This window comes from Rhodocyclaceae bacterium, from assembly GCA_020248265.1.
Taxonomy (GTDB): Bacteria; Pseudomonadota; Gammaproteobacteria; order Burkholderiales; family CAIKXV01; genus CAIKXV01.
Genome location: JADCHX010000002.1, coordinates 278,995 through 304,906, shown reverse-complemented (window position 1 = coordinate 304,906; position 25,912 = coordinate 278,995). Strand labels below are relative to the sequence as shown.

Genomic DNA, 25,912 nt, shown 5'->3' with positions numbered 1-25,912 from the left:
GGCGCGACGTTACAGTATCGCACCGCGCTCGCCACATCTGATCCACGCAGCCCTTCTGGCTGCAGCCCTCGCGCTCTGTTCGATGCAAGCGGTGGCCGGTGAGCAGGCCGACCGGGCGATCGCTGCCGTGCGCAAGCTTGTCGCCTCAGGTGAGGTCAAGCCAGGGACCGTGCTGCGCCTGCGTGCCAAGCAGGGTAACCTCGTCTCGTTGCTGGGCCGCGACACTGAACTGCAACGCGAGTGGGAGCGTCTGACCGGCATCCCGATCGACGCCAGCGTCATGCCTCAGGTCGACTCGATGACCTTCATCCGGGACCGGCGTGACGCCGACCTGACCATCGCACGCACGCACGAGTTTGCCGATCTCGACGCTGCCGGGCTGATCGCCGACCTGCGCCCGCTGCTGCAGCGCTTCGGCTTCCAGCTGCAGGCCGATGAGCCGGAAGGCTACCTGCTGCTCGATGCGCAGTCGCGCCGCGGCGACAAGTTGCTGGCGATCCCTGCCGACCTCGACGTGGCACTGCTCTTCCTGCGCCGCGATCTGCTCGAGAACGAAGACAACCGGACCCGGTTCCGTGCCCGCTACGGCCGCGAGCTGGCACCGCCTGCGACCTGGGCGCATTATCAGCAGCTCACCGAGTTCTTCCACCGGCCGCAGGATGGCTTCTACGGCGCCGGGGAGCCGCGCGAGAGACACACCGCGTGGATGTACTGGCTGCCCCGTTACCTCTCTGCCAGCGCAGGCGGGACCGCCTTCTTCGACGCGCGCATGCGCCCGCAACTGCTCACGGCGGCAGGCATCGCCGCCACCGAGAGCTTTCTCGCCACGGTGCCCTTCTCGCCGCCGCAGGTGCTGGAGGACGGCAAGGATTTCAACTATACGCTGCCGCTGTTCGTTCGGGGCAACACGTTCTCGACGATCCTCACCGTTGCGACCGCGAAGATTGCCAACCGCGAAGGTTCCGCGATCCGCGGCCGCTTCATTGCCGCACCGATGCCCGGATACGTGCATGATGGAAAGCTGTTGCGCCGCACTGCCTTCATCTACGGAAACAACCTCGTCATTCCCAGAAGCGGCATCCAGCCGGAGCTCGCCTTTCTCTACGCGATGTGGCTTACCGATCCCGACAACTCGCTGCGTTCGGTCACGGCCAACGGTCTCGCGGACCCCTACCGGCACCACCACCTGCGCGACGAGCAGGTGCGGGCGCTCTACACGCCGCAGGCGCTGGACCTCATGCGCCAGGAGCTGCGCATCGTGCGCCCGGGAGGCACCGGGCTGCCCGGCGATGCCGAGTACATGGCGGCGCTGAGCAACCAGCTCTGGCAGGCGGCGGCCGGGCGCATCACCTCGCGCGAGGCGATGGCGCGAACCTCGCGCGAGTGGGATGCCATTACCGACCGGCTCGGACGCGCGGCGCAGATTGCACACTGGCGCGCACTGCAGCAGGCGGCGCCCGGCACCGCAGCGACGAGCGGACCGTGATCCTCCCGTCGCCACAGAAGTGATTGTCCGGCACCGCAACTCCCTGCGCATCAAGCTGACGCTGGCATTCGTCGGCGTCGGTATCCTCGTGCTCGCGCTCGTGTTTCTCGGTGACCGGACGCTCCGGGAAGCGGCCGTGCAGCTCGAGAAGGCTCGTCAGCAACAGCTCCTGCCCCTGGTGCAGCTCAACGGACTGCAGGCCCAGGCGGCCCGCATACGCGTACTCGAGATCGAGCTGGCACGGATCGAGGACATGTTCGCGATGTCCGATCAGGTAAGCTTTCTGCGTTCGGAAGCGTCGGCCTTCGATGTCAGCCTGCGGCGCTGGACGGAGTCGGCGGCAGCGCTGCCGACAAACGACCTCGCGCGCCTGATCGACCAATGGGCGCGGTACCAGGACGATCTCGAAAGGATCATCGACCTGGCGATGGCGATGGACAGCCGCGCCGTCGCTGCAATCTCCACGTTCGAGTCCGGGCCCCGGCATCAGGCCATCACGCGCGCGCTGCTGGCGGCCAGCGGTCACACCGAACGCGAAGCGGAGCAGCAGCTGGTTGCTGCTGCGCAGGCCCGCGAACGACAGCGTGCGTGGTTCGTCCTGGTTTCGCTGAGCGGGCTGCTGGCGGTGGGTCTGGGCCTGGGCGCGCTGACGCGCCAGCTCCTGCGCCGCGTTGCCGGGCTGCGCGCCGCTGCGATACGAGTCGCCGAGGGGACGGCCCAGGTGCCCGTGCCGGTGGCGGGACGGGACGAACTGGCCGATCTGGGCGATGCCTTCAACACGCTGCAGGACCGGGTCGCCGAGCGCGAGGCCTTGCTGCGTACGGCGCGTAAAGAGCTCGAGTGCCGTGTCGAACAGCGCACGAACGAACTCGCCAGCGCCAACGCCGCGCTGCTGCACGAAGTCGGCGTGCGCCGGGACGCCGAGGCGCAATTGCAGCGCCAGGCGCAGTACGACAGCCTGACCGATCTTCCCAACCGCATGCTCGCCCTGGAGCGCCTGTCGCAGGCGCTGCTTCACGCCGAGCGCGATGGTACGCTGGCCATGGTTGTATTCCTGGACCTCGACGACTTCAAGAAGGTCAACGACACCCTCGGCCACGCCGGCGGCGACGAACTCCTCATGCAGGCGGCACGGCGCCTGCGCGAATCCGTGCGCGCGAGTGACACCGTGGCGCGGCTCGGCGGCGACGAATTCATCGTCGTACTCGGCGACATCGCGAACGTCGACAGCACCCACGCCGTTCTGGACAAGCTGAGACACGCCTTTCAGCCGGCCTTCAGGGTCGTGGACTCGTCCGTCCACATCACGCCCAGCCTGGGCATGGCCGTTTATCCCGACGATGGTCGCGACCCCTCGACGCTGCTGCGCAACGCCGACCTTGCCATGTACGAAGCCAAGGCGGCCGGACGCAACACCTTCCGGTTCTTCCACGCCGCGATGCACGAACGCGCGGCGCGCAATCTCGGGATCGAAGCTCGTCTGCGCGGAGCGGTCGAGCGCGGCGAGATGTGGCTGTCGTTCCAGCCGCTCGTCACTGCGGCCGACGGGCGCCTGGTCGGAGCCGAGACCCTGCTGCGCTGGACCGGCGGCGACGGTATCGCGGTATCTCCCGAGGAGTTCATCCCGATCGCCGAACGCACCGGTCTCATCGTCCCGCTCGGTCGGTGGGTGCTGGAGCAGGCCTGCGCGCAGATGGCCCGGTGGCTTGCCTCCGGTGCGCGGCTCGATCACATCAGCGTGAACGTATCGCCGCGCGAGTTCCGCGACTCCGGGTTGACCGATGGCATTCTCGCGGCCCTGCGGAGCAACGACCTCGAAGGACGGCAACTGCAGATCGAGGTCACCGAGGGGCTGATGATCGACAATCCACGGAAGGTGCGCGAGACCCTGCTGCGCCTGAGCGAGGCCGGCGTACGCCTGGCCATGGACGATTTCGGCACCGGTTATTCTTCCCTGTCCTGCCTTCATCGCTTCCCCTTCGACGTGCTGAAGATCGACCGCGAGTTCGTGCGCGAGATGGACGACGATGACGGTGCCCGCGCGCTCGTGGCAGCAGCGGTTCGGCTCGGGCAGGAACTGGGCCTGAGCGTGGTTGCGGAAGGGGTCGAGAGCGCGGCGCAGCAATCCATCCTGAAACAGCTGGGCTGCCCGCTGCTTCAGGGTTATCACGTCGGCCATCCGCTGCCGGCGCAAGAGTTCGAAGCGTGCTGGCTGCGCCAGCCGTCGAAATCGGGCGCCGATCGGGAGCCACTCGGGGACGCTGCGTGAACCTTCGCCCGCTACCGCCAGGAGCTCACGAAAGAAAGTCCCGCCTGGTGCGGAACCCCCGGTGCATTGCAAGCCTGCTGAGCGGGTTGGAAGGTCTTGTTCTGGCGGCCCAAAAGGGACTGTATAGACAACTCGCTCAGTTTCCAGACCCCGTGTTCCTGGCAGGCTTGGCAATTCGAACTTGATTGCTCCAATGATGCAAACTGGTCAATCGCAGGCAACCGATACCTTCCGTACGAAGTCGTGCATGCGCAAAACCACCTTCCTCATTTTTCTGGGCGCCCTGGCTCAATGGGCCCCAAGTGCAGCCCTCAGTCAGGAGACAATCCAACTCGCCCGCAAGGATCGGGTAGTCGTGTCAATGACAGCCTACGCTCCACGGGACAGAATCTGCCGTGGTGTTGCAATCATTTCACCGGGAGCGGGCGGGTCCGAGCAGGGCTATCGATATCTTGGTGAAGCCATGTCATCCCTCGGCTACTTTGCGGTTGTCATCGGTCACCCCGAGAGTGGTCGAAGAGCCCTGCGCGAGCACGTTCGGGGCAACGGTCTTCGCGAAGGCTTGGCCGAACTGATCACAGATCCGGAGGCCTACCGCGGACGATTCATGGACATCGCAGTGTCGCGCCAGTGGACCAAAGGCCGATGCGAAGCGAGCGAGTCCCTCCTCATCGGGCACTCGATGGGTGCGGCGACTGTGATGATGGAGGCGGGTGCGCGCAACAAGCTCGGCATCCAGGGAGCCGATGCGTTCAGCGCCTATATCGCACTGTCGCCGCAAGGCGCGGGACTGATCTTTCCCGACAACGCGTGGTCGGGGATTACCAAACCTGTCTTGCTCCTCACGGGAACCCACGACAATGAACTGGGGGGCGCTTCCTGGGAAACGCGCACCGAGCCCTCCAAGAACATGCCCAAGGGATGCAAGTGGCTGGGAGTCATCGAAGGGGCCAGTCATCTGAATTTCGCTGGCAATGGGATGTCGCGCAAGACCGAAACGCTGACCTCCCAGGTCATCGGCGCCTTCCTCGACGGGCTCCATCGGGGTGACTGTCGTTCCGCCACGCGATTGCAGGGTGTGGATCTCGCCACGAATTGAGCGTCGCCTCCCGCCGTATCGCAGCCAAAAAGTCAGGAGGTTCAGAGACGAGCCGGAGTTTGAGACGGGTTTCGGGGGGGCGATGGGGTCAGTCAGGAGCCCAAGACAAAAAGCCCCGCGAGGCGCGGGGCTCACAGCATTCTGCAACCTGGCCGCGTACGCAGCAGGGCCGTGTTCTGGCGGAGAGAGAGGGATTCGAACCCTCGATACAGGTTTAAGCCCGTATACTCCCTTAGCAGGGGAGCGCCTTCGACCACTCGGCCATCTCTCCGGACAGGGCTGAGTATACCCAACCGGGGCGTCTTACGGCAGCACTGCGATCGCGTTGATCTCGATCAGCATGTCCGGATGGGTAAAGGCGGACACCGCCACCATCGTGGAGGCGGGCGGGTCCTGGTCGAAGTACTTGCCGCGCACCTCGTGAATCACCTTGAAGTGGTCCATGTCCTTGATGTAGACGTCCACCCGCATGATGTCGCGCAGGGTGCCGCCAGCCGAGGCCATCGCCAGCTTCAGGTTTTCGCAGACCTGGATCGTCTGCGTGCGGATGTCGTCCTTGCCGACGACCACGCCGGCTGAATTCTTGGCGGTCAGGCCGGACACGAACACCAGCCGGCCCGGTCGGGCCACGGTGACGGTGCTCCAGACGCCGGTCGGGCGGGACAGCCCGTCGGGGAAGATCAGCTGCTTGTCGAGGTCGCTCATCATCTGCTCCTGGTCGATGCGGCAGGGGGGGCCGACTGCCTGGACGGTACCACTGCTCGAGCCAACCGCGCAGCCCTGGTTCCCTCGGGTTGCCGTCTGTCGCCGGGCAGGGCTATCCTGTTGTACTCCCACTCAGGAGGTGCCATGGCCCCCACCGAACCGTTCTGCCGTTCCATCGTCCGCGGCCTGGTGGCCGGATGCGCCCTGACTGCGCTGCTCTTCGCAACGCCGTCCTTCGCTCAGGGGACGGCGGGCTATCCGTCGCGGCCGGTCCGCTTCCTGATCGACTTCCCGGCCGGCGGCGTGTCCGACATCCTGTCGCGGCTGGTCGGCGAGCGGATGGCCGAGTCGCTCGGTCGGCCGCTGGTGTTCGACAACCGGCCCGGCGCCAGCGGTCTGATCGCCTATGAACTGGGCGCGCGCGCGCCGGCCGATGGCCATACAGTGCTGTTCGTCAGTACACCGTTCGCGTTCCACCTGAATCTGCACGAGAAGCTCGCCTTCGACACCGAGAAGGACTTCGCGCCAGTCGCGCTGTTTGCGCAGTTCCCGAACGTGCTGCTGGTGGCGGCCAAGTCACCGATCGGTACCGTGAGGGAGTTCCTCGACGCGGCTCGCGGCAAGGCTGGCGGCTTCAACTACGGCTCGCTCGGCGTGGGTAGCCCGCAGCACCTGGCGATGGAACTGTTCCGCACGCAGAACCGGTTCCAGGCTACGCATGTGCCGTATCCGGGCAGTCCGCAGGCACTCACCGCGCTCATCGGTGGCCAGACCGACGTGATGTTCGGCAACGTTCCCGGCGCGCTCGCACAGGTCAGGGCGGGCAAGGCGCGCGGCCTGGCGATGGCAAGCCGCATCCGGTCCAGTGCGCTGCCCGACATCCCCACCTTCAAGGAAGCTGGCGTGCCGTTCGAGGCCGTTGGTTTCGGCGGCATCGTGGTGCCCTCGGGCACGCCGCGCGCGATCGTCGCCCGGCTCAACGCCGACGCGGTGAAGGCACTGAACACGCCCGAGACGGCCGAGCGCATCCGGAACGTCGGTGGCGAACCGCTGCCGGGCACGCCTGAGGATTTCAGGCGATTCCTGCAGGAGGAAATCCGTCGCTGGGGCCCGGTGATCGTGCAGTCGGGGGCCAGGGGCCAGGTTCAGTAGCGGCAGGCGGCGCGACCGCCCGCCGCCGGTCGATCATGCCGGCTCGTGCGCCAGGTCGAATGCGTCGTGCAGCACGCGCACCGCGAGTTCCAGGTACTTCTCGTCGATCACCACCGAGATCTTGATCTCGGATGTAGAGATCATCTGGATGTTGATGCCTTCCTCCGATAGTGCGCGGAAGGCCTTGCTGGCGATGCCGCAGTGCGAGCGCATGCCGACCCCGACGATCGAGACCTTCGCGATCCGGTCGTCGCCGATCAGTTCCTTCGCGCCGATATGCTTCTGTACCTCCTCGATCAGCTTCCTGGCTCGCGAATAGTCGTTGCGCGGCACAGTGAACGAGAAGTCGGTCAGTCCGTGCATGCCCGCGTTCTGCACGATCATGTCGACGTCGATGTTGGCATCGGCCACCGGACCGAGGATCTGGTAGGCAATGCCCGGCTTGTCTGGCACGCCCTGCACGGTGATCTTCGCTTCGTCCCGGTTGAACGCGATGCCGGAGATGATCGCCTGTTCCATGTCTGCTTCCTCTTCGAACGTGATCAGCGTGCCATCGCCCTCGTCCTGGAACGAGGACAGCACGCGCAGCTTGACCTTGTATTTGCCGGCGAATTCGACCGAGCGGATCTGCAGCACCTTCGAACCAAGGCTCGCCATCTCGAGCATTTCCTCGAAGGTGACCGTCTTCAGCCGGCGTGCGTTCGGCACGATGCGGGGATCGGTCGTGTAGACCCCGTCGACATCGGTGTAGATCTGGCACTCGTCTGCCTTGAGGGCCGCCGCGAGCGCCACGCCCGTCGTGTCGGAGCCGCCACGACCGAGCGTGGTGATGTTGCCGTCGGCATCCATGCCCTGGAACCCGGCCACCACGACAACGCGACCGGCATCGAGGTCGGCGCGCATGTTCTGTTCATCGATGCTCAGGATGCGGGCCTTGGTGAAGGCGCTGTCGGTGAGGATCCTGACCTGCGGGCCGGTATAGCTGCGCGCGTCCACACCGGCCTGCTTGAGCGCCATCGCGAGCAGCCCGATGGTGACCTGTTCGCCGGTGGACACCATCTGGTCGAGTTCGCGCGGGTCGGGTTCGGGCTGCACCTCGCGCGCGAGCGCGATCAGCCGATTGGTCTCGCCGGACATGGCCGAGACCACGACCACGACCTGGTGGCCCTTGGCCTTCCAGCGCGCGACACGCTGCGCGACGTTCTTGATGCGCTCGGGCGAGCCGACCGAGGTGCCGCCGTATTTCTGGACGATGAGTGCCATGAGTGGGCGTGTTGGAAATCGAGGTAAACCATCAATCATAGCGCGACACAGCCCGTGGCGCACTTCCGTCCTGCGATGGCCCTGCTAGACTATCGCCATAATCGACACGAGGCGACACGCGTGGTCACCATCACCCGACGGCTCGAGTTCGACGCCGGGCACCGCATTCCCCATCATGCCAACCAGTGCCGTCACCTGCACGGACATCGTTATGCCCTGGAGATCACGGTGGTGGGCGCGCTGGTCGATGTCGACGGAGCGCCGGATCAGGCGATGGTGGCGGACTTCTCCGAGGTCAAGGCGATCGCCAATCGCACCGTGGTCGAAGCATGGGACCACGCCTTCCTTGCATGGAAGCACGATCGGCAGGTTGTCGATTTCCTGGCGACGCTGCCTGGCCACCGGACCGTCGAATTCGAGCAGCCGCCGACGGCCGAGCATCTGGCAGCGACTGCCTTCGATCTGCTGCAGGCGGCGCTCGCCGCTCGCTACGGGGCGCGCGTCGTGCTGTCGCGGGTACGCCTGTACGAAACGCCGAATGCCTGGGCGGATGCCGGGCCGGGTGCCCGGTGAGCGTGCCGGGCACACCGCCTTCGCCACCGGGTCCTGCGGTTCCCGCGTTGCTCTGGCTGGCCGTGGCGGCCGTGACGGCCTGGTCGGCGATCGCGCCCAAGGATGGCCTCACCTGGTGGCTCGAGGCCTTGCCCGCGCTGGTCGTGCTGCTACTGCTGCCGGGAATCTACGCGCGTTTCCGGTTCACGACGCTTGCCTATGTGCTGATCGCGCTGCATGCCGCGGTGCTGCTGGTCGGTGCGCACTACACCTATGCCGAGGTCCCTCTGTTCGACTGGGTACGCGACGCTTATGGCCTTGCGCGCAACCACTATGACCGGCTCGGGCACCTGATGCAGGGCTTCACGCCAGCCATCGTCGCGCGCGAGGTGCTGCTGCGCCGTTCGCCGCTGGCAGGCAGTCGCTGGCTGCCGTTTCTCGTCGTCTGCTTCTGCCTCGCGTTCTCGGCATTCTACGAACTGATCGAATGGTGGGTCGCTCTCGCGAGCGGCGACGAGGCAGTGGCCTTCCTCGGTACGCAGGGCGATCCGTGGGATACGCAATGGGACATGTTCCTCGCACTGGTCGGTGCGACGATGGCGCTCATCATGCTGTCCGGCTTGCACGGAAGACAGCTCGCGCGCATGGGGTTCCCAGGCCGTTAGTCAGAAAGGCCGGTAGCCGCGCTCAAGGATTCAGCCGGGCTGCCGCTATCACTGAGGCACTCGGGTTGGTTCGCCTGCGGAACGTCTGGCAGGCACTCGGCCCCCTCTCGTTCCGCGGTCAGTCAACCGTGGCGGCTCCAGCATTGCACAGGACAGGCCCTCGATGAAAAGCTCCCTCAGGTCGTTGAAATTGTGGCAGAAGTTCGCGGCTCTCGCGGTCATTGGCGCGGTGATGTGCGCCGTCCCACTGATGACAGTGATCAAGTACAAGAACGGCGAGATCGCGGTGGCGCGCGCCGAAGCCGAAGGCCTGGGCCCCGCGCGCAGCGCCGTGGCTCTGCAGCGCCAGCTGCAGGCTCATCGCGGGCTGTCCGGCATGCTGCTCGGCGGAAACACGTCTGTGGACGGTGACCGCCGTGCCCGCCTTGCCGACGTCAACGCCGAGTTCGACAAGCTTGGTTCGTCGCTCGCGGCAGCCGGCTATACGGGCGCGTCGGACGAGCTGGCCGCGATCAAGGCCGGCTGGATGGCGCTCAGCGAAAAAGTCAATGCGCGCAGCCTGTCCGCGGCCGAAAGCTTCGCCGCGCACACTGCGTTGATCGAACGGAACTTCCTGGTCCTTGACCTGATCGCGGACGGGTCAGGCCTGTCGCTGGATCCGGTCGCCGAGAGCTACTACGTGATGACCGCGCTGATCGACCACCTGCCCAGACTCGCGGAGTCGGTGGCGACGATGCGCGGGCGTGGCGCGGCAATGCTGTCTACAACGGAAGTCACAGATGGCGAGCGCACCCTGATCGGCCTCGACGTGCGCGCGGCACGCTACCTGCATGGTCGTGCGTCGATGCAGATCGGCAAGGCCACCACCATCAGCGCCGATGTCAAGCGCATCATCGGAGGCACCAGCGCCGCCAGCGCTGCCGAGGCAGAAAAGTTCTTCAAGCTGGCCGACGCACAATTCGCGCAGCCTGGAACCGCGACCATGGCAGCCAGCGACTATTTCAAGGCCGGCACGGTGGCCGTCGATGCGCAGTACAAGGCGATCGACGAGACCGCCAGCGCGCTGGAAACCCTGCTGTCCGAGCGCGTGCAGTCCACGCAACTGCAGCTGGCGAGCCTGCTCGGCATGCTTGGCGCCATGGGCTTGCTGGCCATCGTACTCGGCGTCGCGATCACCCGATCGGTCACGCGCCCGCTCGGACTGGCGGTCGATGCTGCCAATGCGGTGGCAGCCAACGACCTGAATCATACGATCGACGACAGCGGAAACGACGAGGCTGCCCAACTGCTCAAGTGCTTCAAGGCGATGCAGGGTAACCTGCGGCAGCGGCAGGCCGACGATGCCGAGCGGATGGCAGCCACCGAGGCCGCCGCAAAGGCTGCCTCCCTCGTGGCCGAAGAGATCGGCGTCGCGGTCGACGGAGCCACCCGTGGCGACTTCACGCACCGCATCCCGCTCGACGGCAAGGAGCGCTTCCATGCCGAGCTGTGCGGCAAGTTCAACGATCTGATCGAGACCGTCAGCGGCACGATCGCCGAGGTCCGCAACGCGGCCAATGAACTGACCTCGGCTTCGGGCCAGGTCTCCGAAACCTCGCAATCGCTGTCCACGGCTGCGTCCGAGCAGGCGGCGAGCGTCGACCAGACCAGCGCCTCGCTGCACCAGATCAGCATCTCGGTGAAGCGCAACTCGGAGAGCGCGACGCTCACCGACGGCATCGCCACCGAGGCATCGCGTGAGGCCGAGGCAGGCGGCCAGGCGGTTGCGCAGACAGTCGATGCGATGAAGTCGATCGCCACGAAGATCTCCGTGATCTTCGACATCGCCTACCAGACGAATCTGCTGGCGCTCAACGCGGCGGTGGAGGCTGCGCGTGCCGGCGAACACGGGCGTGGCTTCGCGGTCGTCGCCGCCGAAGTGCGCACGCTGGCCGAACGCAGCCAGGTCGCGGCGCAGGAGATCGGCACGCTGGCCGGGTCCAGCGTGGAACTGGCCGAGCGCGCCGGCAAGCTGCTGTCGGCGATGGTGCCGTCGATCAAGAAGACCAGCGGGCTGGTACAGGAGATCGCTGCGGCATCCGGCGAGCAGAGCCAGGGCGTCACGCTGATCTCCGATGCCATGAGCCAGTTGAACTCGAGCACCCAGCAGACGGCAGCGGCATCCGAGGAACTCTCGGCCACCGCTGAGCAGCTGTCGGCGCAGGCCGAGCAGCTGCAGAGCCTGATGGCGTACTTCCGCCTGGCTGCGGACGCGGCACCCGCTGCCGTACGGGGGCATCGGCGAGACAATGTAGTCAGCGCACGCACTGCAAGAAAGGTTGCATGATGAGCGTCCGTTCGACGATGACCATCCGTGCCCGGTTGTTGGTGCTTTCCGCGATCAGTTGTGCAGTGCTGCTGGTCGTCGCGGTGGCGATGATGGTCGCGTTGAGCGGCGTGGCCGATCGCAATGGGCGGCTGCTCGACGGCGAGCTCGTTGCCCAGCGCGCACTCGATGCCGCGCAGTCCGGGATCGGCAACACCCGGCGCTACGAGAAGGACCTTTTCCTCAACATCACCGATGCCAAGCGCGTTGCGCAGTACATGGACCAGTGGCGCAAGGCCCTGGACGGCGCCGAAGCCCACCTGGCCGTCGCATTTCCGCTGCTTTCGGTGGAAGAGAAGGCGACCGTCGACCGGTTGCGCGGCGGCCTGGCCGGGTATCGGAAGGGGGTCGAGGGCATCCACGAGGGCATCCGGGCGGGCCGGCTCAGCGATCCTGCCGCAGGCAATGCGGCGATGGAGCCGTTGAAGGCCGCTGTCCGGACCGCGGACAAGGCGTTCGAAGAAGTCACGAAGTCCATCGACCTTCGGGTGGGCGCTGCCAGGGAGGGTATCCGCAGCATGGAACGCCTCGTCCTCGCCGCTGCTGCGCTCGCGACGCTGCTCGCCTGCCTGGGCATCGGCTGGCTCGCGAGGCAGACCGTGCGTCGTATCACGGCGGGCATGTCCGGGCTCGCTTCGATCGCGGATCGGATCGCTGCCGGCGACCTCGATGAGCCGGTGGACGCGTCGGGCCAGGACGAGCTGGCGCTGGTCGCACGATCGCTCGAGCAGGTCCGCTGCAACGTCCGCACGCTGGTGGAAGATGCCACCGGGCTGTCCACAGCAGCGGCGGAAGGCCGGCTGGATGCGCGGGTGGATGCGGGCCGCCATGCCGGTCACTACGGACGGGTCGTTGCCGGAATGAACGATACACTGGATGCGGTCAGGCAGCCGCTCGAAGCGCTGGAGGCAGGCCTCGGGCGCCTGCGGACGGGCGACCTGACCGTCGGCGAAACCGGGTCTTTCCAGGGAACGTTCCTGCGGCTGTCCGAGGCGCTGTCGACCACCGTCGAGCACCTTGCACAGACGGTGCGCAACGTGAACGTGGCGGCCGGTGCAGTCGTGCTGTCTTCGGCCGAGGTCTCGCAGACCTCGCAGGCGCTCGCGCAGACCGCGTCCGAACAGGCATCGAGCGTCGACCAGACCGCCGTATCGCTGAAGGAGATCAGCGATTCCGTCGGACAGAACGCACGCAGCGCGGCGAAGACCGACGAGATCGGGACCATCGCCGCAACGGAAGCGCAGGAGAGCGGCAAGGCGGTGGCCGAGACCGTGCAGGCGATGCGGGCGATCGCCGACCGTATTTCGGTGATCTTCGACATTGCCTACCAGACGAACCTGCTGGCGCTGAATGCCGCTGTCGAGGCAGCGCGCGCCGGCGAACACGGGCGTGGCTTTGCGGTCGTGGCGGCCGAGGTACGCCAGCTCGCCGGGCGCAGCCAGGTTGCGGCCCAGGAAATCGGGGCGCTGGCCCGATCGAGCGTCGAGCAGGCCGAACGTGCGGGGCAGATGCTCGATGCAATGGTGCCGTCGATCCGCAAGACCAGCCAGCTGGTCCAGGAGATATCCGGTGCATCGGCCGAGCAGAGCGATGCGGTCACGCAGATCACCCATTCGATGGGCCAGCTCAATGCGACGACTCAGCAGGCCGCTGCGAGCTCTGAAGAACTCGCGGCGACGTCGGATGAACTGCGCGCCAGGGCCGATGAAGTGCAGCGCCTGATGGCCTTCTTCTGCCTGGCGGACGAGGGTGGTACCGAGCAGCGCAAGCCCAGGGGCGTGAGACGGCTCGACCGGAAGGCTGCTTGAGGGCTGCTTGAGGGCTGACTGAGGGCTCCCTGATCCTGCGGCGGGCTGCGCAGCCCGCCGTGACTGGGCGCACAATCCCGGCTGAGCGCGCTGTCCCCGTATCGGGCGAACCGCGCGACAGACGGGGGAGTGCAATGAAGGTATGCGTGTTCGGAGCGGGCGCGGTCGGTGGCAGCCTGGCGACCCGTTTGCTGGCAGCCGGTGCAGACGATATCTCGGTGGTGGCCCGGGGGCCGCAACTGCAGGCGATGCGCAGCCGGGGTCTGGTGCTTCGATCGGGCGGCACTGAACTGAAGGCTGCGGTGCCGGCGGCGACCGATGATCCTTCAACCCTGCCGCCTCAGGACCTCGTGCTGGTGACGCTCAAGGCGCATGCGGTGCCGGGGGCGGCCGCAGCCATCGCGCGGCTGCTGGCGCCCGGCGGCAGCGTAGTGTTCATGCTCAATGGCATCCAGTGGTGGTGGCGGCATGGCCGGCCCGGGCCCGGCGGTACGCTGCCGCTGCTCGACCCCGACGGCGCGCTGTGGCGCGAGGTGCGTCCCGAGCGCGTGGTCGGCTGCGTGATCTACTGCCCGTGCGAACTGGTCGAGCCTGGCGTGATCTCGCATGTCGGCAGCAACCACTTCATCCTGGGCGAGCCGGATGGCAGCAGCAGCGCAAGGCTGGAGCAGTCAGTCGCGATGCTGCGCCGGGGCGGCATCGACGGGCGCGCGTCGAACGACCTGCGGCGCGACATCTGGGGCAAGCTGGTGTCGAACGCTTCGGGCAACACGATCGCCGCGCTGACACGGCTCGACCTGGGCGCGCTGGCGGCCGATCCGGACCTCTGCGGCCAGATGGTGTCGGTGATGGAGGAAGTGCTGGCGGTTGCGGCCGCGCTCGGCTGGGATCTGCGCGGCCAGATGGACCTGCCGACGATCGCGCGTCGCGGTACCTGGGGCCAGCGTCCGTCGATGCTGCAGGACGTGCTGCAGGGGCGGCCGATCGAAGTCGAGGCGCTGTTCGGCCAGGTGCATGCGTTCGCGCACGAGGCCGGCGTGCCGGTGCCGACGATGGATGCGATCCTGCCGCTGCTGCGCGGGCTGGGACAGTCGCTGCGCGCGCGCTGACCGGCGCCGTACGGGCTCGTCCGGCCAGGGGCGGCGGACTTCGTCGAAGCCGGGGAAGACCACGATCAGGGGAGGAGAACATGGGAAATGCGAGAGCGGCGGCCGGGGTACCGGCCGTATGGGCTGCGGCACTGCTGGGTGCAATGGCGCTGCCGGGCCTGCCCGTGCCCGCACGTGCCGAAGTCACCCGCATCGAGATCGTGCGGCGCGACGTGATCCCGGGCCCGGGGTTCGGCACCGTCGGTGCATACGAGCGCATCACCGGGCGCTTCCATGGCGAACTCGACCCGGTCCATCCGCTCAACCGCGACATCGTCGACATCGCGCTTGCGCCGCGCAACGCCCGCGGCCGCGTCGAGTACGTGTCCGACCTCGACATACTGAAGCCGGTCGATCTCGCCAAAGGCAGCGGCGCGCTGCTCTACGACGTGAACAACCGTGGCAACAAGCGCGCACTGCGCGACTTCAACGACGGCAGTGACACCAACAACCCATTGAAGCCGGACGACCTCGGCAACGGCTTCCTGATGCGGCAGGGGATCACCGTCGTGTGGAGTGGCTGGATCCACCAGTTGCCGGCGGCGGGTGGGGCGCTGCGCATCCAGGTGCCCTCGGCACCGGGGCTGGCGCAGGACGTCTGGGACGAACTGCTGCCGAACACCCGCAACGCGATGACGATGCCGCTCACGTTCCGCCCGGCATCGACCGACCCGGCGCGGGCGAAGCTCTACCGGCGCGTTCGCAATGCTGACGAGCCCGCGCTGGTCCCCGCGGGGGCCTGGGAGTACTCGGGCGACCGTTCGATCCGCCTGCTGCCTTCGGGTACGCCGTTCGAACTCGGCGTGCTCTACCAGTTCGTCTATCCGGCAGAAAACCCGCCGGTGTCCGGCATCGGCTTCGCGGCGACGCGTGACCTGGTTTCCTTCCTGCGCCACGACCGCAGCGAAGCCAACCCGCTCGCCGGTGGCGTGCAGCGCACGCTGGCCTACGGCGCATCGCAGAGCGGCCGCTACCTGCGCGATTTCACCTGGCGTGGCTTCAACGAGGACGAGGCCGGCCGACAGGTGTTCGATGCCATCAACCCGCACATATCGACGGCGCGGCTGTTCCTGAACCAGCGCTTCGCGCAGCCCATCCGGATGACCGACATCGGGTACGGCTTCCTCGGCTTCCCCGACACCACGTTTCCGTTTGCCTACCAGGACGAGACCGATCCGTTCGGCGGCCGGGTCGACGGCATCCTCAACCGGTGCCGGGCGCGCAACAACTGCCCGAAGGTGGTCCACACGACCACCGGCATCGAGTACTGGCAGAGCGGTCAGTCGCTGGTGACGACCGACCCCACCGGCCAGCGCGATGGAGCTTTGCCAGACGATGTGCGCGTCTACCACTTCGCAGGCACGCAGCACATCATGGGTGCGACCATGCCGCCGGGCGTGTGCGCACTGCCGCCCAACACCATCGACCCGCGGCCGCTGCTGCGCAACCTGCTGCTGGCGATGGACCGCTGGGTACGCGACGGCACGCCGCCGCCGGCGTCGGCCTATCCGAAGCTCTCCGATGGCACGCTGGTGGCGGCGTCGCGCTGGCGTTTTCCGAACCTGCCCGGCGTGCAGAAGGCGACCGGTCCGGCACCGAAGAGGCGCTTCGACTACGGACCCGATTTCGCGCAGGGCCGGTTCGCCGGCGGGCTGCCCGGCGTCCTGGCTGGCGACTACCCGGTGCGGGTACCCCAGGTCGATGCCGACGGCAACGAGATCGGCGGGCTGCGGGTGCCGGAGCAGGCGGTACCGGTGGCTACCAGCATGGGCTGGGGCGTGCGCGGCGCGGCGTCCGGTACGCCGGGCGAACTGTGCTACCTCGATGGAAGCATCGTGCCGTTCCTGCGGCGTGCCGACCAGCGGCGCGATTTCGGCGATCCCAGGCCGTCGCTGTCGGAGCGCTACCAGACGCCGGAGGCCTACCTGTCGCGGGTACGGGCAGTCGCTGACGGCATGGTGAAGTCCGGCCTGCTGCTGGAGGAAGACGCGCAGCGGATCGAGTCGAGGGCGGCGCGGGTGCGCTGGTGAATGCGAGGCGCCGGCCCGGGCATCTTTTCATTCAGCCTCGCTTGCGACGATTCCCGGGAGCCGGCTTGCCGCCGCCGGTCGCGCGCGGCGGCAGCCCGGTGTGCTGCGTGAGCAGGCGCCCCCGCTGAGGCTGGCCGCCCGGCGTCGAGTTCTTGCGCCGCGCCGAGACGTAGTGCCCGTCGGCGGCGGGCTGGAAGGTGGGAATCAGGTGGTGCTTGCCGTTGCCGATGAGGTCGGCGCGGCCCATGGCTTTGAGCGCCTCGCGCAGCAACGGCCAGTTGTTCGGGTCGTGGTAGCGCAGGAAGGCCTTGTGCAGGCGCCGGCGGCGCTCGCCGCGCACGACATCCACGGCGTCCTCGGCGGTGGCCTCGCGGCGAACCTTGCGCAAGGTGTTGCGGCCCGAGTGGTACATCGCGGTGGCCGTGGCCATCGGGCTGGGATAGAACGTCTGCACCTGGTCGGCGCGAAAGCCGTTGTGCTTGAGCCACAGCGCGAGGTTCATCATGTCTTCGTCGGCGGTGCCCGGATGGGCCGCGATGAAGTACGGCACCAGGTACTGCTTCTTGCCCACCTCGGCGGAGAACCGGTCGAACATCTGCTTGAAGCGGCCGTAGGTGCCGATGCCAGGCTTCATCATCTTCGACAGGGGGCCCTGCTCGGTGTGCTCGGGCGCGATCTTGAGATAGCCGCCCACGTGGTGCTGCACCAGTTCCTTCACGTACTCCGGCGATTCTACGGCCAGGTCGTAGCGCAGGCCCGAGCCGATCAGGATCTTCTTGATGCCCTTGAGCGCGCGCGCCCGCCGGTACATGCGGATCAGGGGGCCGTGGTTGGTGTTGAGGTTGGGACAGATCCCGGGATAGACGCAACTGGGCTTGCGGCAGGCCGATTCGATCTCGGGGCTCTTGCAGCCGATGCGGTACATGTTGGCCGTGGGGCCGCCGAGGTCGGATATGACGCCGGTGAAGGCGCCCACCTTGTCGCGGATGTCCTCGATCTCGCGGATCACCGAGTCTTCGCTGCGGCTCTGGATGATGCGGCCTTCGTGCTCCGTGATCGAGCAGAAGGTGCAGCCGCCGAAGCAGCCGCGCATGATGTTGACCGAGAACCGGATCATCTCCCAGGCGGGAATCTTCGTGCCGTGTTCGTGGCTGCCGTTCTCGTCGGCATACGACGGATGCGGGCTGCGGGCATAGGGCAGGTCGAACACATGGTCCATCTCGGCGGTGGTCAGCGGGATGGGGGGCTCGGTCACCCAGACATCGCGATCGCCATGGGCCTGCACCAGCGCGCGGGCGTTGCCCGGGTTGGTCTCGAGATGCAGCACGCGGTTGGCATGGGCATAGAGCACCGGGTCTGACTTGACCTGATCGTACGAGGGCAGGCGGATCACCGTGCGGCTGCGCGGCGGGAGCTTGCGTCGCGCAGCCAGCGCGGGGTTGGGCACGAAGTTCAGACGCTGGGTCCCGGCGGGCAGGGTGCCACCGCCAGCACTGGCGGGCGGCGCGCCCTCCGACTGGGTGCAGGTCGCGCCCTGTGCCTGCGCCTGCTCGGCGGTGGTCATGTAAGGGTTGATGTGGTCTTCCACGCGCCCGGGCTGGTCCACCTCGGTCGAATCGATCTCGAACCAGCCTTCGGGCGTGCTGCGGCGGATGAAGACGGTGCCGCGCACGTCGGTGATCTGTGCCACCGGCTCCTTCGCGGCGAGTCGATGCGATATCTCGACCAGCGCGCGTTCGGCATTGCCGTAGAGCAGCAGGTCGCACTTGGCATCGACCACGACGGAGCGGCGCACCTTGTCCTGCCAGTAGTCGTAGTGCGCGATGCGGCGAAGGCTGCCCTCGATGCCACCCATGATGATGGGCACATCCTTGTAGGCCTCGCGGCAGCGCTGCGAGTAGACGGTGCATGCGCGGTCCGGGCGCCTGCCGCCGATGTCGCCCGGGGTGTAGGCGTCGTCACTGCGGATCTTGCGATCGGCGGTGTAGCGGTTGATCATCGAATCCATGTTGCCGGCGGTCACGCCGAAATACAGGTTGGGCCGGCCCAGCACCTTAAACGGATCGGCGCTGTGCCAGTCCGGTTGCGCGATGATGCCGACGCGAAAGCCCTGGGCCTCGAGCGTGCGGCCGATCACCGCCATGCCGAAGCTGGGGTGGTCGACATAGGCGTCGCCGGTGACGATGATGATGTCACAGCTGTCCCAGCCCAGCTGGTCCATCTCGGCCCGGCTCATCGGCAGGAAGGGCGCGGTGCCGAAGCGGGCAGCCCAGTACTTGCGATAGCTGGTGATCGGCTTGGCGGCGCGCGCGAACAGAGATACGTCGAGGGGGCTGTTCATCGGGCAAGAGTCCTGTGATCGGGCACGCGGCCATGCGGGACCGGCGATGCCCGCGCTCGCTGGAGAACAGGGCGGTGGAACGGGCCGGCGCCGCCGGTCTTCACGCAATCCGGCGGCCCGGAGTGTACCCGCCGACGGGGACGAAGGCTCGCGCGATTGGCTTGGCCGGTCACTCCGGCGTGATGCCTGCGGCCTTGACCACGCGTGCCCATTTGGCGATCTCGGCGGCCACGAAGGCTGCCAGTTCGGCCGGCGTGCCCGGCACCGGCTCGGCGCCCTGCGCGTTGAGCCAGGTGGCCATCGCGGGCGAGCCGATGATGTCGACCATGTCGCGGTTCAGGCGGGTGATGATCGGCGCGGGTGTCCGGGCCGGCGCGAACATCGCGAACCAGGTCGTCGACTCGAAAGCCGGCAGGCCGGCCTGGGCCGCTGTGGGAATCTCCGGCGCCGATGCGGATCGTCGCTCGGAGGTGATCGCATACGCCCGCACCTTCCCCGCCCGGACCTGCGGCAGCGCGACGGGCACGGGGATCACGGCGAGCTGAACCTCGCCACTCATTATCGCGGTGAGTGCCGCGCCCACGCCGCGGAAGGGCACGTGCAGGATGTCGACGCCGGTGGCGCTCTTGAACATTTCCAGTGTCAGGTGACCGGATGTGCCCACGCCGCCGGACCCGTAGTTCATGCGGCTTGCCGGGTTCTTCGCATGGGCGATCAGCTCCTTCAGCGTCGTGGCCGGTACCGACGGGTGGGAGATGACCAGTTGCGACACCTGGGCGAAGCGGGTGATCGGCGCGAAGCTCTTGATCGGGTCGTAGGACAGGCTCTTGAGCAGGCTCGGCGCCGCGCCGAACGAGCCCAGTTGCCCGAGATGGACCGTGTAGCCGTCGGGGGAGGCGCGTGCCGCGATCTCCGCCGCCAGCACGCCTGCGCCGCCGGCGCGGTTCTCGACGATGACCGGCTGCCCCCAGCGTTCGGCGAGCTGCTGGGCGAGCTGCCGGGCGAGCAGGTCGCCGGTGGTCGATGGCGAGGCGGTGATGATGCGCACCGGCTTCGCCGGGAATGGGTCGGCTGCTTGCGCTGCACAGGCGGCCAGGGCGACGAACAGGGTCGGCAGGATCAGGAGGCGCATGCGAAGTCCACTTCGGTTGGCAGGTGTACATGGTGCCATTTCTCCTGCGGTGGCAACAGCCACGGCTTCCGTCTGCCCGTCATCCGGGCGCGGGGCCGTTCATCGAGGATCCGGAGCTGCGTCTGGCGACCCGGCTGGTCTCGCCCGGATCACGGCGTATCATTCCGTCGTTGCATTCCCGCGGGCCTGACCCGCGCAGCCAGGGGGCGTATCGATGAATCGGGTCATCGCAAGGTTCGTATTCGCGCTGTCCGCCGTGCTGGGCCTGCCAGCGCTGGTGCAGGCGGCACCGTGCATGGTGATCACGCTCACCGGCACTCAAGGCGGCCCCTCGTCCTTCCGGGGCCTTGCCGGTTCAGGCACGATGGTGCGCTACGGTGACGACGCGAACGACTGTCGCGGCGTGGTCCTGCAGTTCGACGCGGGCCGGGGAACTTCCATGCGACTGTCGCAGGTAGGCGTCACGCCCGGGCAGGTCGATGCTGTGTTCATCACCCACGTGCATTCCGACCATGTCGACGGGCTGGCCGATCTGCTGCAACTGCGCTGGATGCAGGAGTACAAGCTGCCGAAGATCGACGTGGTCTGCTCGGCCGATGTTGCCGCCGGCGCCGGATTCGTGATGAGTTGCGCAAAGCTTGTCGCGCACACCGCGGATGCCTACATCCAGTCGGGCGAGATCGCCCAGCGCCGCGCCGAAGACAAGGCCCGGCCGGTGGGTGGCCCGGCCGACCTGGTCAATGTCAGGACCTTCGCGTCGACCGACGCGCCCCAGGTCGTTTGGTCGAGCGGAGATGTACGCGTCACGGCGGTGCGCTCCGCGCACGTGGCGGGACATGCGTCCTATCGGGTCGACACCCCGGCGGGCAGCGTGGTCATCGGTGGGGATGCCGGCAACGACACGCCAGCGCCGCCGCGCGCATCGTCCACTTCCTCGCAGGTCGAGGCGCTGGCGCGTGGCGCCCAGGTCATCGTGCACTCGGCTATCCACCCGGTGATGGGACCCGACGGTGGCACCGGTTTCCCCGCTCCGATCTATCATCGCCAGAGTACGGCCACCGACCTCGGCGCGATGGCCCAGCGTTCGGGCGCGCAGCACCTGATGCTCACGCACCTGATCCCGCCGCTGGAGGCGGACCGGCAGGGACCGTACCGCCTGCCCAAGGGAGCGATAACCGCGGCCGACTACGAGGCTGCGGTGCGGTCTGGTGGCTTCGCCGGTGGGCTGACCGTGGGTGGTGACCTGTCGAACATACGACTGCCGGTGCGACGTTGAGGCGGCGTGCAGTACTTGTCGAAAAGTGCCTCGAGATGTACGGCTTTTCGACAGACTGCTAGGCCGCTCGCAGGAGCGGTGCGCTCATTGACGGAGCAATGGCACACAGGGTGCGCAGCTGCATCGGTGGCCGGCGCAGCACACGCTCAAGGCGCTTCAACTGCCAGTCCGATCCTCGAGGCTTTTGCCTTGTGCTTGGCTGCTGCGGCTGCCGAGGCGACCTGATCGGCGCGGTCGAACCGACCCCGCCGTACCGGCACTGCGCCGATCGAGAGCGTGGTGAATCCGAAGAACCTGTTCACGCCATGCCGATCCTCGGCCTCGATGCCGCCGCGCTCGCGCGCATCCTCGTCGAACAGTTCCAATGCCAGTGCGTTGAAGGTCTCCACCACGCGCTCGCAGCGTGCCAGCCAATCGTCGCTCTGGAAAAGTACGATGAAGTCGTCGCCGCCCACGTGACCGACGAAGTCGCGGCGCGCGTCGCAGTTCGCGATGAGGGTGCGCGCCACCAGCTGGATCATTTCGTCGCCGCGCCAGTAACCATAGTGGTCGTTGTACGGCTTGAAGTCGTTCAGGTCGCAGTAGCAGGCGACGAAACTCGATCCGCTGCCCATCAGGCGGTCGATGTGTTCAGTGGTGGGGATGTTGCCGGGCAGGAAGGTCAACGGGTTGGCGTGGCGTGCCGCTTCGATGCGTACCTCGGTTACCATACGCACGAGCTGTTCGCCCGTGCCGAGCCCCATGTAGCGTCCAGCGTCCGTAAGGATGAATCCGTCCGTCAGGTAGCGCTGATCCGACGATGTCAGCACTGCTGTCAGCCCTTCGATGCCTGTGTGCTGGTCGAGCATCAGCGGCGTGGAGTTGGCAAAGGCCATCGCGGGCTTGCGCGCATACAACTCCCTGTGGAAAGGCTTCGCGTAACGGTCGACGAAGGCCTGGCGGCTGATCAATCCGACCGGGCGCGTTCCGTCGACCAGTGCGACTGCGCGGCGGGCGGGGTCTTCGGCGAACGCTTGGGCCACCTCGTCGTTGGTCGCCTGCATGGGCAGGGGCGGCACATGCAACGCAAGGCGACGGACCGTCAACTCCGCTCCTGCGGCGCGCGTGATCTCGGGCAGCACCGCGATCACCGCACTCGACAGCACGGCAGCTGCTTCCGGCAGCACCCCCGCGACGGGCTCCGGTTGAGGCCGGCCCAGGAAGTAGCCCTGGCCGAGTTCTATGCCCAGGTCGCGCACGATGCGCAGTTCGAGGTCGGTCTCGACGCCCTCGGCCACCAGCCTGGAGCCGAACACCTCTGCCAGCCGGGCCAGACCCTTGATCGTCTGAACCTTCTTGGCGTGCAAGTCGATCTGGCGCACGAAGTACTTGTCGATCTTCACGAACTCCGGCCGCAACTCCGACCACAGGCGCAGGTTGGAGTGCCCCTCGCCGAAGTCGTCGAGCGCAAAGCGCAGGCCCAGCGCCCGCAACTCGTCGGCCACGGCCACCAGTCTGGCCACGTCGGTCACGCGTTCGTGCTCCGTGACCTCGATGACCAGCACGGCCGGCGACACCTGAGCTGCCTCCAGGGCCGAGACGATCCCGGACACGGACTGCCTGCCCGCCTGGTGCAGGATCGTTTCTGCGCTGAGGTTGACGAAGAGCCGCTGGTCGTTCACCGGCGGCGACCAGTACCTCGCGACTGTGGCGATGCAGGCCTGTTCGAGCTCGAGCGTCAGTCCTTCGGCGGCCGCCGCGGCGAAAAGCGCATCGGGATTGACCAGTTCCGTGCCCACCGGTCCCCGGATCAGCGCCTCATGCGCCAGAATCTGTCCGTTTGCCAGGCTCACGATCGGCTGGTACACCGATCGCAAGGCCCTTCGCGACAGCAGCTTGGCGACCGTCTGCAGGCGCAATGCATCTTTCAGGCTCTGGCGCATCGCGGCCAGGGCCGGGTATTCGCCGGTTGCTACCCAGTCATCATTCGGCATCGTCAACTCTCGCTCCGTTGCTCTGCAGCGCCGGATGCCGCCGTAACTTCAGTTGTATCGGCCGGGTCGGTCGAAACTTGAGCGCGCAGTCGTTGGAGAGAGCCCTTGGCGCGACGAAAATAGATTGTAGAATCAGCAGGGTAGGACAATCCTCCGGCGGAAGCGGTGAGATTCGAACTCACGGTGGAGTTTCCCCCACGGCGGTTTTCAAGACCGCTGCCTTAAACCACTCGGCCACGCTTCCGTACATCCGTCGGCCGGAAGGCTACTCAATTCCGGCCCATGGCGCCACCAGCCGCTTTGGGGAGGCATGGACACTGATCACGGTAGACCGACCACCTGAACCTTTGTCATGATACGGAACTTCCGGCGCAAGCCAGGGTCTGAATCGTCGTAGCAATCCGCTTTCACTTTCCCAGGAGGGAACACATGCAACCAGAACTCCGGATCCCGGCCCAGGCAGGGGAACTTTCGGTCTCGCAGAACCGGGTGCTCCGCAACACCTACATGCTGCTCTCGCTGACGATGATCCCGACGCTGATCGGAGCGATGATCGGCATGCAGCTCGACTTCGGGATCATGCGCACCAACCCGATCATGAGCTTCGTGGTGATCCTGGCCGTGTTCTACGGCATGGTATTCGCGATCGAAAAGAACAAGGACAGCGGTCTGGGCGTGGCGCTGCTGCTCGGCTTCACCTTCATGCTCGGCCTGCTGCTCGCACCGCTGCTCCAGTCGGCGCTCGGCCTGTCGAACGGTGGCCAGATCATCGCCATGGCGGCGGCGGGCACCGGCGTGTCCTTCTTCAGCATGGCTGCGATCGCCACAGTGACCAAGCGCGACTTCAGCTTCATGGGCAAGTTCCTGATGGTCGGCGTCATCGTGGCGATGATCGCGATCGTCGCGAACGTGTTCCTGCAGATGCCGGTGCTGTCGCTGACCATCTCGGCGGTGGTGGTGCTGCTTTCGACGATGCTCATCCTCTATACGCTCAGCGGCATCATCCACGGCGGCGAGACGAACTACGTGTCTGCCACGTTGAGCCTATACATCAGCATCTACAACATCTTCTCGGGCCTGGTGCAACTGTTGATGGCCTTCACCGGCAATCGCGACTGAAGCCCAAGGGTCCTGGTCGAGAACGGCCCGCTTCGGCGGGCCGTTTTCATTTCGGTGGCAACTGGTCGGGCAGGGCAGCGGATAGCGCCGCGGTCGGGTCGTGCTCGAACCATGCGACCGACTCGACATGCCCGGTGTGCGGGAACATGTTGACGACGCCCGCCGCGCGCAGAACGTAGCCCTTGGTGTGCACCAGCAGCCCGGCGTCGCGCGCCAGCGTCGCCGGGTTGCATGACACGTAGACGATGCGCGCGGGTGGCGGCACCACGACGCCGGCGGCGGTCGGTTCGCCGATCGCCTTGATCAGCGCCAGCGCACCGTCGCGCGGCGGGTCGACCAGCCACTTGTCGAACCGGCCGAGCGCTGCCAGCGTGTCGGCATCGGCCTTGAACAGGTCGCCCGCCTCGAAACGCGTACGCGCGGACAAGCCGTTGCGTGCGGCGTTCGACGCCGCGCGCGCGACCAGGGATTTCGCGCCCTCGACGCCGACCACATCGGCGCCCTGGCTCGCGATCGGCAGCGAGAAGTTGCCCAGTCCGCAGAAGAAGTCGGCGATACGCTCGCCCGGCCGCGGGGCCAGGAGGCCTGTCGCGCGGCGCACGAGCACTTCGTTGATGGCATGGTTGACCTGGGTGAACTCGGTCGGCGAGAACTGCAGGCCGACACCGAACTCCGGCAGCCGGTACTCGAGCAGTGCAGGCTCTGCCGGATGCAGCGGGTACGCGGTGTCCGGCCCCTTGGGCTGCAGGAATACCTGCACCCGATGGGTGTCGGCGAAAGCGCGCATCAGCGCTTCGTCCTCCGGCGTCAGTGGCGCCAGGTTGCGGAACACCAGCGCGCAATGGGGCAGCGGCGCGGCACCGACGGCGCGGGTCCGGGGATCGGTCACCGCCACTTCGATCTGCGGCATCCGGTCGGCAATCGACAGCCCCTCGACCAGCGCGCGCAGCGGTACCAGCAGGTCGGCCACCACCGGTGCCAGCACGTGGCATTCGCGCATGTCGGCGATGAAGCTGCTGCGCTTCTCGTGGAAGCCGACCAGCACGCCGCCTTTCTTCGCCACCAGCCGCACCGACAGCCTGGCACGGTAGCGGTAGTGCCAGGTCGGTCCGTGGATCGGCGAGAGCATCATGCCGGGGCGCAGCTTCGCGATGTGCATCAGCGCGTCTTCGAGCACCCGCTGCTTGGTCGCCACCTGGGCCCTGGGCTGGACATGCTGCATGGCACAGCCGCCGCAGACCCCGAAGTGCGGGCACCGTGGGGCAATGCGTTCGGCCGACGCACGTTCGATGGCCATCGTCTGCGCGAACTCGTAGGTCGGCTTGCGCATGTAGGAAGAGATGCGTACGCGCTCGCCGGGCAGGGCACCGTCGACGAACAGGGTCTTGCCGTCGAGGCGCGCGATGCCCCGGCCGTCCTGGTCGAGCGACTCGATCTCCACCAGGGGCAGGGTGGACAGGTCGACCGTAGCAACCGAGGCACCCGAGGGCGCAGTGCCACGCCGGCCGAAGGAACGGGCGGTACTCATC

Annotated in this window: 18 protein-coding genes and 2 tRNA genes; 12 read left to right on the top strand and 8 right to left on the bottom strand. The window is 67.0% G+C overall.

The window, feature by feature from the left end:
• Positions 1-82 precede the first annotated feature (82 nt).
• From ING98_02250 to ING98_02240, 3 genes are all read left to right on the top strand, one after another.
• A complete protein-coding gene (locus ING98_02250; GenBank protein MCA3100670.1) occupies positions 83-1,486 on the top strand; it encodes a transcriptional antiterminator in 1,404 nt (467 codons plus the stop codon).
• Positions 1,487-1,505: 19 nt separating this feature from the next.
• Entirely contained in the window at positions 1,506-3,755 is a 2,250-nt protein-coding gene (locus ING98_02245; GenBank protein ID MCA3100669.1) for an EAL domain-containing protein, read from the top strand.
• 247 nt (positions 3,756-4,002) lie between these two features.
• Positions 4,003-4,854 (top strand): alpha/beta hydrolase, encoded by an 852-nt coding sequence (locus ING98_02240; GenBank protein ID MCA3100668.1) that lies wholly within the window; start codon positions 4,003-4,005, stop codon positions 4,852-4,854.
• A 177-nt stretch (positions 4,855-5,031) separates the two neighbouring features.
• On the opposite strand, the gene ING98_02235 is transcribed toward ING98_02240, so the two are convergent.
• Positions 5,032-5,125 (bottom strand) — tRNA-Ser (locus ING98_02235).
• A gap of 32 nt (positions 5,126-5,157) precedes the next feature.
• On the bottom strand, positions 5,158-5,559 hold the full coding sequence (locus ING98_02230; GenBank protein MCA3100667.1) for a RidA family protein: 402 nt from the start codon (positions 5,557-5,559) through the stop codon (positions 5,158-5,160).
• 144 nt (positions 5,560-5,703) lie between these two features.
• Here ING98_02230 and ING98_02225 point away from each other — a divergent pair, with 144 nt between their 5' ends.
• Positions 5,704-6,711 (top strand): tripartite tricarboxylate transporter substrate binding protein, encoded by a 1,008-nt coding sequence (locus ING98_02225; protein MCA3100666.1) that lies wholly within the window; start codon positions 5,704-5,706, stop codon positions 6,709-6,711.
• Positions 6,712-6,744: 33 nt separating this feature from the next.
• On the opposite strand, the gene ING98_02220 is transcribed toward ING98_02225, so the two are convergent.
• Positions 6,745-7,974 carry an aspartate kinase gene (locus tag ING98_02220; GenBank protein MCA3100665.1) on the bottom strand — a complete coding sequence of 410 codons (1,230 nt, stop codon included), beginning with the start codon at positions 7,972-7,974 and terminating at the stop codon, positions 6,745-6,747.
• 120 nt (positions 7,975-8,094) lie between these two features.
• Here ING98_02220 and ING98_02215 point away from each other — a divergent pair, with 120 nt between their 5' ends.
• From ING98_02215 to ING98_02190, 6 genes are all read left to right on the top strand, one after another.
• On the top strand, positions 8,095-8,547 hold the full coding sequence (locus ING98_02215; GenBank protein MCA3100664.1) for a 6-carboxytetrahydropterin synthase: 453 nt from the start codon (positions 8,095-8,097) through the stop codon (positions 8,545-8,547).
• Positions 8,548-8,609: 62 nt separating this feature from the next.
• Positions 8,610-9,191 (top strand): DUF2238 domain-containing protein, encoded by a 582-nt coding sequence (locus ING98_02210; GenBank protein MCA3100663.1) that lies wholly within the window; start codon positions 8,610-8,612, stop codon positions 9,189-9,191.
• 526 nt (positions 9,192-9,717) lie between these two features.
• Positions 9,718-11,517 (top strand): HAMP domain-containing protein, encoded by a 1,800-nt coding sequence (locus tag ING98_02205; GenBank protein MCA3100662.1) that lies wholly within the window; start codon positions 9,718-9,720, stop codon positions 11,515-11,517.
• Positions 11,517-13,364 carry a methyl-accepting chemotaxis protein gene (locus tag ING98_02200; protein ID MCA3100661.1) on the top strand — a complete coding sequence of 616 codons (1,848 nt, stop codon included), beginning with the start codon at positions 11,517-11,519 and terminating at the stop codon, positions 13,362-13,364. Before ING98_02205 ends, ING98_02200 begins: the two co-directional genes overlap by 1 nt.
• Positions 13,365-13,498: 134 nt before the next feature.
• Complete coding sequence (locus tag ING98_02195) at positions 13,499-14,473, top strand: 2-dehydropantoate 2-reductase (GenBank protein MCA3100660.1); 975 nt, start codon at positions 13,499-13,501, stop codon at positions 14,471-14,473.
• A gap of 80 nt (positions 14,474-14,553) precedes the next feature.
• The gene (locus tag ING98_02190; GenBank protein ID MCA3100659.1) at positions 14,554-16,542 is read left to right on the top strand and encodes a hypothetical protein; all 1,989 of its coding nucleotides are present in this window, start codon (positions 14,554-14,556) and stop codon (positions 16,540-16,542) included.
• A gap of 31 nt (positions 16,543-16,573) precedes the next feature.
• Here the strand turns inward: ING98_02190 and ING98_02185 are convergent, their stop codons facing one another.
• Together ING98_02185 and ING98_02180 are read right to left on the bottom strand one after the other, a co-directional pair.
• Entirely contained in the window at positions 16,574-18,883 is a 2,310-nt protein-coding gene (locus ING98_02185) for a YgiQ family radical SAM protein (GenBank protein ID MCA3100658.1), read from the bottom strand.
• 169 nt (positions 18,884-19,052) lie between these two features.
• The gene (locus ING98_02180) at positions 19,053-20,015 is read right to left on the bottom strand and encodes a tripartite tricarboxylate transporter substrate binding protein (GenBank protein MCA3100657.1); all 963 of its coding nucleotides are present in this window, start codon (positions 20,013-20,015) and stop codon (positions 19,053-19,055) included.
• Between the two features lie 214 nt (positions 20,016-20,229).
• Between ING98_02180 and ING98_02175 the strand changes: the two genes are divergently transcribed.
• Positions 20,230-21,291, top strand: coding sequence for an MBL fold metallo-hydrolase (locus ING98_02175; protein ID MCA3100656.1), 1,062 nt, complete (start codon positions 20,230-20,232; stop codon positions 21,289-21,291).
• Positions 21,292-21,437: 146 nt separating this feature from the next.
• Here ING98_02175 and ING98_02170 read toward each other — a convergent pair whose 3' ends face one another.
• The gene (locus tag ING98_02170; GenBank protein MCA3100655.1) at positions 21,438-23,270 is read right to left on the bottom strand and encodes an EAL domain-containing protein; all 1,833 of its coding nucleotides are present in this window, start codon (positions 23,268-23,270) and stop codon (positions 21,438-21,440) included.
• A 151-nt stretch (positions 23,271-23,421) separates the two neighbouring features.
• Positions 23,422-23,508 (bottom strand) — tRNA-Ser (locus ING98_02165).
• A gap of 185 nt (positions 23,509-23,693) precedes the next feature.
• Between ING98_02165 and ING98_02160 the strand changes: the two genes are divergently transcribed.
• Positions 23,694-24,383, top strand: a complete 690-nt coding sequence (locus ING98_02160) for a Bax inhibitor-1/YccA family protein (protein MCA3100654.1) — start codon at positions 23,694-23,696, stop codon at positions 24,381-24,383.
• Between the two features lie 46 nt (positions 24,384-24,429).
• On the opposite strand, the gene rlmD is transcribed toward ING98_02160, so the two are convergent.
• The gene (rlmD, locus tag ING98_02155; GenBank protein MCA3100653.1) at positions 24,430-25,911 is read right to left on the bottom strand and encodes a 23S rRNA (uracil(1939)-C(5))-methyltransferase RlmD; all 1,482 of its coding nucleotides are present in this window, start codon (positions 25,909-25,911) and stop codon (positions 24,430-24,432) included.
• Position 25,912 lies beyond the last annotated feature (1 nt).

Coding starts and splice junctions, on each gene's coding strand:
- ING98_02175 (MCA3100656.1), top strand. CDS start 20,230: ATGAATCGGGTCATCGCAAGGTTCGTATTCGCGCTGTCCGCCGTGCTG.
- ING98_02240 (MCA3100668.1), top strand. CDS start 4,003: ATGCGCAAAACCACCTTCCTCATTTTTCTGGGCGCCCTGGCTCAATGG.
- ING98_02200 (MCA3100661.1), top strand. CDS start 11,517: ATGAGCGTCCGTTCGACGATGACCATCCGTGCCCGGTTGTTGGTGCTT.
- ING98_02195 (MCA3100660.1), top strand. CDS start 13,499: ATGAAGGTATGCGTGTTCGGAGCGGGCGCGGTCGGTGGCAGCCTGGCG.
- ING98_02160 (MCA3100654.1), top strand. CDS start 23,694: ATGCAACCAGAACTCCGGATCCCGGCCCAGGCAGGGGAACTTTCGGTC.
- ING98_02220 (MCA3100665.1), bottom strand. CDS start 7,974: ATGGCACTCATCGTCCAGAAATACGGCGGCACCTCGGTCGGCTCGCCC.
- ING98_02185 (MCA3100658.1), bottom strand. CDS start 18,883: ATGAACAGCCCCCTCGACGTATCTCTGTTCGCGCGCGCCGCCAAGCCG.
- ING98_02230 (MCA3100667.1), bottom strand. CDS start 5,559: ATGAGCGACCTCGACAAGCAGCTGATCTTCCCCGACGGGCTGTCCCGC.
- ING98_02180 (MCA3100657.1), bottom strand. CDS start 20,015: ATGCGCCTCCTGATCCTGCCGACCCTGTTCGTCGCCCTGGCCGCCTGT.
- ING98_02250 (MCA3100670.1), top strand. CDS start 83: ATGCAAGCGGTGGCCGGTGAGCAGGCCGACCGGGCGATCGCTGCCGTG.
- rlmD (MCA3100653.1), bottom strand. CDS start 25,911: ATGAGTACCGCCCGTTCCTTCGGCCGGCGTGGCACTGCGCCCTCGGGT.
- ING98_02205 (MCA3100662.1), top strand. CDS start 9,718: ATGGCGCTCAGCGAAAAAGTCAATGCGCGCAGCCTGTCCGCGGCCGAA.
- ING98_02225 (MCA3100666.1), top strand. CDS start 5,704: ATGGCCCCCACCGAACCGTTCTGCCGTTCCATCGTCCGCGGCCTGGTG.
- ING98_02190 (MCA3100659.1), top strand. CDS start 14,554: ATGGGAAATGCGAGAGCGGCGGCCGGGGTACCGGCCGTATGGGCTGCG.